The organism is Variovorax sp. EL159 (genome assembly GCF_900100965.1).
In the GTDB taxonomy this organism is placed as follows: domain Bacteria; phylum Pseudomonadota; class Gammaproteobacteria; order Burkholderiales; family Burkholderiaceae_C; genus Variovorax.
In genome coordinates, this window is record NZ_FMUJ01000009.1 from 213843 (window position 1) to 220706 (window position 6864).

The window sequence follows — 6864 nt, forward strand, 5'->3', positions numbered from 1 at the left end:
CCGTTGTTCGCCCGTGCCGCACGTGCGCGAAGCGACGTTTTCCGAATCTAATGAGTCTGCGCATCTACAACACGCTGTCGCGTGAATTGGAGGAATTCTCCCCATTGCACCCTGGCCAGGTGCGCATGTACGTTTGCGGCATGACGGTCTACGACTACTGCCATCTCGGCCACGCGCGCTCGATGATTGCTTTCGACGTGGTGCAGCGCTGGCTCAAGGTGAGCGGCTTCGATGTGACCTATGTGCGCAACATCACCGACATCGACGACAAGATCATCCGCCGCGCCGTGGAAAACGGCGAGACCATCCGCGCGCTGACCGACCGCATGATCGATGCGCTGCATGAAGATGCCGATGCACTCGGCATCGAACGCCCCACGCACGAGCCGCGCGCCACCGACTACATCCCGCAGATGCTGTCGATGATCGGCACGCTCGAGAAGAAGGGCCTGGCCTACCGCTCCGACAACGGCGACGTGAACTACGCGGTGCGCAAGTTTCCGGGCTACGGCAAGCTCAGTGGCAAGTCGATCGACGAGCTGCACGCGGGCGAGCGCGTGGCCGTGCTCGACGGCAAGGACGACCCGCTCGACCCGGTGCTCTGGAAGAGCGCCAAGGCCAGTGAGCCCGATGAAGTGAAGTGGGCCAGCGAGTTCGGCGCCGGACGTCCCGGCTGGCACATCGAGTGCTCGGCCATGGCTTGCGAGCTGCTCGGCGAAACGCTCGACATCCACGGCGGTGGCGAAGACCTGCAGTTCCCGCACCACGAGAACGAGATCGCGCAAAGCGAAGGCGCGACAGGCAAGCCGCTGGCCAACTACTGGATGCACAACGGCTTCATCGTGACCGACAACGAGAAGATGTCCAAGAGCCTGGGCAACTTCTTCCTGATCCGCGATGTGCTCAAGAAGTACGACGCCGAGACCATCCGTTTCTTCGTGCTGCGCGCGCACTACCGCCGTCCGCTCAACTACAGCGACGTGCATCTCGACGATGCGCGCGCATCGCTCAAGCGGCTCTACACGGCGCTCGACCTCGTGGCGCCGGCCGACGTGAAGATCGACTGGGCCGACCCGTATGCAGCGCGCTTCAAGGCCGCGATGGACGAAGACTTCGCAACGCCCGAAGCCGTGGCGGTGCTGTTCGATCTGGCGGGCGAGGTCAACCGCACGCAATCGGCCACGCAGGCTGGCTTGCTGAAGGCACTGGGCGCGTGCGTGCAGATCCTGCAGGACGATCCGAAGCGCTTCCTGCGCGCCGGCACCACGCTGGACGAAGCCACCATCCAGGCGCAGATCGACGCGCGCGCTGCCGCCAAGGCCGCCAAGAATTTCGCCGAAGCCGATCGCATCCGCAAGGCGTTGCTCGAGCAAGGCATCGTGCTCAAGGATTCCCCCACGGGCACGACCTGGGCGGCTGCGCAGTGAACGGAACCACGAACCCCATGCCCGCCACCCGAAAGACCAGCGTTCAGATCTTCACGCCGGACTATTGGGAAGATGCATGCAAGCACCTCGCCAAAAAAGACCGCGTGATGAAGCGGTTGATTCCGAAGTTCGGCGACGCCTGCCTCGAGTCGCGCGGTGACGCCTTCACGACGCTGGCGCGCAGCGTGGTCGGCCAGCAGATTTCGGTGAAGGCCGCGCAATCGGTCTGGGACAAATTTGCTGCACTGCCGCGCAAACTCACGCCGGCCAACGTGCTCAAGCTCAAGGTCGACGACATGCGCGGGGCAGGGCTCTCGGCGCGCAAGATCGAATACCTCGTCGACCTCGCCCTGCATTTCGATTCGGGCATGGTGCACGTCGATGCGTGGAAAGACATGGCCGACGAGCTCATCATCGATGAGCTTGTCGCCATCCGTGGCATCGGCCGCTGGACGGCCGAGATGTTTCTCATCTTCCACCTGATGCGCCCGAACGTGCTCCCGGTCGACGACCTGGGCCTGCTCAACGGCATCAGCGTGAATTACTTTTCGGGCGACCCGGTGAGCCGGAGCGATGCCCGCGACGTCGCCGTGGCCTGGGCGCCTTATTGCAGCGTGGCGACTTGGTATATTTGGCGGTCTCTCGACCCCGTACCGGTCGCGTACTGAACAACAGGAGAAGACGTTGGCAAAACGAACCTTCCTCGACTTCGAGCAGCCCATTGCTGAACTCGAAACAAAAATCGAAGAACTGCGCTATGTACAGACCGAATCCGCGGTCGACATCTCGGAAGAAATCGATCAGCTCGGCAAAAAAAGCCAGCAGCTCACCAAGGACATCTACAGCGACCTGACACCCTGGCAGATCACCAAGATCGCCCGGCATCCGGAGCGCCCCTACACGCTCGACTACGTCAACGAAATCTTCACCGATTTCGTCGAACTGCACGGCGACCGGCACTTTGCCGACGACCTGTCGATCGTGGGTGGTCTTGCGCGTTTCAATGGCGTACCCTGCATGGTGCTTGGCCACCAGAAGGGCCGCGACACGAAGGAGCGCACTGCGCGCAACTTCGGCATGAGCAAGCCCGAGGGCTACCGCAAGGCCTTGCGGCTCATGAAGACCGCCGAGAAGTTCAAGCTGCCGGTGTTCACCTTCGTCGATACGCCGGGTGCCTACCCGGGCATCGATGCCGAAGAGCGTGGCCAGTCCGAAGCCATCGGCCGCAACATCTTCGAGATGGCGCAGCTCGAAGTGCCGATCATCGTCACCATCATCGGTGAAGGTGGCTCGGGTGGCGCGCTGGCCATTTCGGTGGGCGACCAGTTGGTGATGCTGCAGTACTCGATTTATTCGGTCATCAGCCCCGAAGGTTGCGCCTCGATTCTCTGGAAGACCAGCGACAAGGCACAAGAGGCCGCGGATGCGCTCGGCATCACCGCGCACCGCCTCAAGGCGCTGGGCCTGGTCGACAAGATCGTGAACGAGCCCGTGGGTGGTGCACATCGCGACCATCGCCAGATGGCGGCGTTCCTCAAGCGCGCGCTCAACGACGCGTTCCGCCAGGTCAGCGACCTGAAGCCGAAGGAACTGCTGGAGCGCCGCTACGAGCGCCTGCAAAGCTACGGCCGGTTCAACGACACCAAGGCCGACACCGGCAGATAAGCAAGCCATGAGCGAAGCCTTCGAACGCGCCATCGCCGCGTTCGAGCCGGCGCAACTGCCGTTGGCGGTGGGCTTCAGTGGCGGCGCGGATTCCACCGCCTTGCTGGCCGCATGCGCCTCGCGCTGGCCGGGGCAGGTGATTGCCTTTCACGTGCATCACGGCCTGCAGGCCGCGGCCGACGATTTCGAGCAGCATTGCCGCGCCGTGTGCGAACGGCTTGGCGTACCGCTGGTCGTTCACCGGGTCGATGCGCGGCATGCGCTAGGCGACAGTCCGGAGGACGCGGCCCGCCGTGCGCGCTACGAGGCGTTTGCCGACATGGCGCGCATGGACGCGGGCAGGGCGCCTGTCAGAGCCATTGCGCTGGGGCATCACGCCGACGACCAGGTCGAAACCCTGCTGCTGGCGCTTTCGCGCGGCGCCGGGCTTCCGGGCCTGGCCGCTATGCCGGCGCATGCCGAGCGCAACGGGCTCGACATTCATCGGCCGCTTCTAGCCGTCCCAGCCGCAGACATTCGCGCGTGGCTGGCCGGGCGCGATCTGCCCTGGATCGAAGACCCGAGCAATGGCGATGCGCGCTACACCCGCAACCGAATTCGCGCCGTGTTGCTGCCTGCGTTGGCGCAGGTTTTCCCGCAGTTCCGCGCCACCTTCGCTCGCAGCAGCGGCCACGCGGCCCAGGCGCAGCAACTGCTCGGCGAACTGGCGGCGCAAGACCTGGAAACGGTGGGCGATTCGCCCCGTATCGCGGCATTGCAGGCGCTGTCGCGCGCCCGGCAGGCCAATGTGCTGCGCCACTGGCTGATGCAGGCACACGGCTGTGCACCGAGCGCGGCGCAGCTCGACCAGCTGCTCGACCAGGTCCGCGCCTGCACCACGCGCGGCCATCGCATTCACCTGAAGGTGGGCGCGGGCTTTGCCGAGCGCAAGGGCGATTTCCTGCATTGGTACAATGCCCCGCCCTCGCCAAAGACTTTGCTCTGACAGCTTGCAGGGCGCCGCCCTTCAAGCGGCCCTTTTCCTTTCTCTGATTTCATCCATGGCATTGATCGTTCACAAATACGGCGGTACGTCGATGGGCTCGACCGAGCGCATCAAGAATGTCGCCAAGCGCGTTGCCAAGTGGGCACGCGCCGGCCACCAGATGATCGTGGTTCCGAGTGCCATGAGCGGCGAAACCAATCGCCTGCTCGGACTGGCCAAGGAACTGGCGCCGAGCAAACCGGGCGTGGCCCATGGCCGCGAACTCGACATGCTGGCCGCAACGGGCGAGCAGGCGTCGTCGGCGCTGCTGGCCATTGCGCTGCAGGCCGAAGGCGTGGAGTCCGTGAGCTACGCGGGCTGGCAGGTTTCGGTGCGCACCGACAACTCGTACACCAAGGCCCGCATCGAGAGCATCGACGACGCCCGCGTGATGGCCGACCTGAACGCCGGCAAGGTGGTGGTCATCACCGGCTTCCAGGGTGTGGACGACGCCGGCAACATCACGACGCTCGGCCGTGGCGGCAGCGACACTTCGGCGGTGGCCATTGCCGCCGCAATGAAGGCGAACGAATGCCTGATCTATACCGACGTCGACGGTGTCTACACGACCGACCCGCGCGTCGAGCCCGATGCGCGCCGCCTGACGACCGTGAGCTTCGAAGAGATGCTCGAGATGGCGAGCCTGGGCTCCAAGGTGCTGCAAATCCGCTCGGTGGAATTCGCCGGCAAGTACAAGGTGCCGCTGCGCGTGCTTTCGAGCTTCACGCCGTGGGACATCGACATCAATGAAGAGGCCAAGTCCGGCACGCTGATCACTTTCGAGGAAGACGAAAACATGGAACAAGCCGTCGTATCCGGCATCGCATTCAACCGCGACGAAGCCAAGATCTCGGTGCTCGGCGTGCCCGACAAGCCGGGCATCGCGTATCACATCCTCGGTGCTGTGGCAGACGCCAACATCGAAGTCGACGTGATCATCCAGAACCTCAGCAAGGACGGCAAGACCGACTTCAGCTTCACCGTTCACCGCAACGAGTACGCCAAGACGATCGACCTGCTGCAGTCGAAGGTCATGCCCTCACTGGGCGCGACCGAAGTCGTGGGCGACACCAAGATCTGCAAGGTCAGCATCGTCGGTATCGGCATGCGCAGCCACGTCGGCGTGGCGAGCAAGATGTTCCGCGTTTTGAGCGAAGAGGGCATCAACATCCAGATGATCTCGACCAGCGAAATCAAGACTTCGGTCGTGATCGACGAAAAATATATGGAATTGGCAGTGCGCGCACTGCACAAAGCTTTCGATTTGGACCAACCGAGCGTCTGACGATGGCATAATCTCGGCTTCTTTCAGGAACTGTGACCGAGTGGCCGAAGGTGCTCCCCTGCTAAGGGAGTATGGGGTGTAGAGCCTCATCGAGGGTTCGAATCCCTCCGGTTCCGCCAAACAGGCCCAGTAGCTTTCGAGCTGCTGGGCTTTTTTGTTTCTAGGCGCTTCTGTTCTCCGTCTTCCGGGAACGCGTCAATCACGGCTTGCAGCGTCGCTAGCGCTTGGCCTTCCCATTCGTCCCCCGCATCAAGCTTTTCTGCGAGACCTTCGAGGATCGCTCGTGTCGTGTCGTGTCCGGCGATGTGGGCGATCTGTGCGCGCATTCCCATGGGGCAGACACGTTTCCCGGTCCTCATTTCTGAGAGGTTTGGTCCCTTGATCCCGAGCTGCTCTGCCAGCTTGTTTTGCGATCCGACTATTTCCGCTGCGCAGTCGATAGAAAAAACTAGGGACATACTGCTACCTTAATTTGGTACTGGTTGGTAAGATTCGATACCGAAAACTGGTAGCACTGCTATCAGTCACCGGTAATTCTAGGAGCCGCCATGTCCCTTGCCCAAGTGTCTTTCGCTGCCTTCGCGCAGTCGTCCGTCTGTCCTCCCCCACCTGCTTCGGCTAACGGCTCGGTGCCGAGTCTGGCGGCTCCCGCTGAGCCCGGGGTGGGGGTGGACACCACCCTTCGTTTCGATGGCGTGCTTACGCCCGATACGCGTCCTTGCACCGCCGACATCGCCGGTGGGTGGCGCGGTGAGTGGTTCATCGACTGGCAGGTCGGCGCGGCATTGGATGCGCCTGATGAGACACCGCTTGGTGGTCACTACAGCTTGGAGATCGGCGATCACGCGCGCTCTGTAGGGCATCGCTACCCGCACTGGCTGACGGGGCGCATGTGACCCGCTAGCTCGTAGCCCTGCGGGTCAGGGCTTCCAGCTGGCACGTCGCCAGAACCTCAAGCCTGAAATAGCGGCACGAAAGAAACCATGAACCACACGTCTCTCATTCAAATCATCAAGGTCGGTCCGGTGCAGGACAAGACGTTCGAGGGCCGCTCGTATCAGGTGCAAGAGGCCGAGTGCATCCTGATGAATGACGACGGCACGCCTGAATCGGTCGGCGTGCTCCGCCTTGACGAAAAGATGCGCGGCCAGAACGCCCCCAGCGTCGGCACCTACAGCGCGAAGTTCTCGCTGAAGCCCTCGCCCAAGGATCGCAAGATCGGCGCGGTGCTCACGGGCCTGACGCCCGTTGGCAAGGCTGCTCAACCGCAACCGCCGAAGCCGTGATGCTTGGGTGCTTGATCAACGGCTGCGTGGTGCCGGAGTCCGAACTCTGGCGCTTGATCTTCGCGGCCATCGCGGTCGGTGTTGCTGGCGGCGTCGTGTTCTCCACGGTGATCAGCAAAGCGCTCGATCTGGCGTTGCTGGTGGTCGAGCGTCGTCATCGTATCGAAGCCGCGCGCA

Annotated in this window: 7 protein-coding genes and 1 tRNA gene; all 8 read left to right on the plus strand. The window is 63.0% G+C overall.

From position 1 onward, the window contains the following. Positions 1-50 precede the first annotated feature (50 nt). Complete coding sequence (gene cysS / locus BLQ28_RS29990; protein WP_093246972.1) at positions 51-1427, plus strand: cysteine--tRNA ligase; 1377 nt, start codon at positions 51-53, stop codon at positions 1425-1427. Between the two features lie 17 nt (positions 1428-1444). Then, a complete protein-coding gene (locus BLQ28_RS29995; RefSeq protein ID WP_093246973.1) occupies positions 1445-2095 on the plus strand; it encodes a DNA-3-methyladenine glycosylase family protein in 651 nt (216 codons plus the stop codon). A gap of 16 nt (positions 2096-2111) precedes the next feature. Beyond that, the gene (locus tag BLQ28_RS30000; RefSeq protein ID WP_093246974.1) at positions 2112-3092 is read left to right on the plus strand and encodes an acetyl-CoA carboxylase carboxyltransferase subunit alpha; all 981 of its coding nucleotides are present in this window, start codon (positions 2112-2114) and stop codon (positions 3090-3092) included. Between the two features lie 7 nt (positions 3093-3099). Further along, positions 3100-4077, plus strand: a complete 978-nt coding sequence (gene tilS / locus BLQ28_RS30005) for a tRNA lysidine(34) synthetase TilS (RefSeq protein WP_093246975.1) — start codon at positions 3100-3102, stop codon at positions 4075-4077. Positions 4078-4132: 55 nt separating this feature from the next. Further along, on the plus strand, positions 4133-5401 hold the full coding sequence (locus BLQ28_RS30010) for an aspartate kinase (protein WP_093246976.1): 1269 nt from the start codon (positions 4133-4135) through the stop codon (positions 5399-5401). Between the two features lie 26 nt (positions 5402-5427). After that, a tRNA-Ser gene (locus BLQ28_RS30015) sits at positions 5428-5520 on the plus strand. 549 nt (positions 5521-6069) lie between these two features. Further along, a complete protein-coding gene (locus BLQ28_RS32850; RefSeq protein WP_143012604.1) occupies positions 6070-6297 on the plus strand; it encodes a hypothetical protein in 228 nt (75 codons plus the stop codon). A gap of 87 nt (positions 6298-6384) precedes the next feature. Then, a complete protein-coding gene (locus BLQ28_RS30020; protein ID WP_093246977.1) occupies positions 6385-6687 on the plus strand; it encodes a hypothetical protein in 303 nt (100 codons plus the stop codon). The last annotated feature ends 177 nt before the right edge of the window (positions 6688-6864 follow it).

Coding starts and splice junctions, on each gene's coding strand:
- cysS (WP_093246972.1), top strand. CDS start 51: ATGAGTCTGCGCATCTACAACACGCTGTCGCGTGAATTGGAGGAATTC.
- BLQ28_RS29995 (WP_093246973.1), top strand. CDS start 1,445: ATGCCCGCCACCCGAAAGACCAGCGTTCAGATCTTCACGCCGGACTAT.
- tilS (WP_093246975.1), top strand. CDS start 3,100: ATGAGCGAAGCCTTCGAACGCGCCATCGCCGCGTTCGAGCCGGCGCAA.
- BLQ28_RS30010 (WP_093246976.1), top strand. CDS start 4,133: ATGGCATTGATCGTTCACAAATACGGCGGTACGTCGATGGGCTCGACC.
- BLQ28_RS30020 (WP_093246977.1), top strand. CDS start 6,385: ATGAACCACACGTCTCTCATTCAAATCATCAAGGTCGGTCCGGTGCAG.